The organism is Photobacterium lucens (assembly GCF_009873615.1).
Lineage (GTDB): Bacteria > Pseudomonadota > Gammaproteobacteria > Enterobacterales > Vibrionaceae > Photobacterium > Photobacterium lucens.
The window spans coordinates 1-1,102 of the sequence record NZ_SSMG01000413.1; the positions used below are offsets into that span (position 1 = coordinate 1).

Genomic DNA, 1,102 nt, shown 5'->3' on the forward strand with positions numbered 1-1,102 from the left:
TGATAGCAATTTTTAGGCTGTTTTTTGAACAAATGTATTTAACTATATCGCGATTTATTTAGCACTAATCTGAAACATTAGACATTATTTGTATCTAGCCCAATTAATAGCTCCTACTCTGCCAATAGGTATAAGCATTAGGAAAATAGAATTATTGAGTCTGAAATTTTCAATTCATCAGTAAAAGCGAGTAAGAGGCTTGATGGTACATCAGAGATATGTAAGTAAGGTGGTTATGTGTTAGCGAGCAATACCGAAATAGACGTTTCGATAGATAAAATCGTTGGAAAAGAGGTGAGCGAGCTTAGTCTAGCCGCTATAGGAAAGAATAAATGATATTAGATAACCTACTAACATATAAGGAGGATTTATTGAATAGAATGATAAAGATTGGTTCAAATAAGCTTTAAAGTTACTCTTTAGCCAACAAGGGCATAATGCTGCTCACTTTCTACAAAACAGGGAGCCATTCGGTCATTCATTACTTTAATCGTGTCGCAGAACTGCATTGTTTTTACTCCATCAAGATCAACAGTTGCTACATCAGCAAGCATACATAAGCTGGCTGTACCATGATTTTCAATGACAACATAATATGCCTTACAGGATGCCGTCATTAAACTCACTACCTCACCCTGCTCTGGTTCAACACCTTGTTGAGGCGCAAAATACCAGCTTTTAGGCATAATAGGCTTATGGAAACGTCTTGCTGCTGTTGCATTAAGTGCTAATTCACACTTACGTGCTTCAGAGATAGGTAATTGAGCAAATTGCTCTTGGAAGTTTTGATAAGCTTCAATATCGTCGACATTAAAAATATCACTCTCTTTTGCTTCTGGTGTCAGTAGCTTAGCCGGTAGTGCTACACGAAAAAGCATATCATTCCCTAATTCAAGCATTAGCGAATTCATATCAGTATCAAAATACCATTTCCATGAATTATCTGGCTTTAACACGTTCGAACTCCTAAAAGACAGTGGTTTATATTATATCTGCGACCATATGGAGAAACTTTAGTCTGATTCTACTCACGTCCCCTAAAATTAAAAGGGGAAAAAATGGACTATTTATATATGAGTTATTTGTATATTTAGTACACAGG

1 protein-coding gene is annotated in these 1,102 nt (G+C 35.9%); it reads right to left on the reverse strand.

Translation table 11 applies throughout. The annotated features are described in order from the left end of the window. Positions 1-419 precede the first annotated feature (419 nt). Entirely contained in the window at positions 420-956 is a 537-nt protein-coding gene (locus tag E5A76_RS16970; protein WP_161119649.1) for a cell division protein ZapC, read from the reverse strand. Positions 957-1,102: the final 146 nt, after the last annotated feature.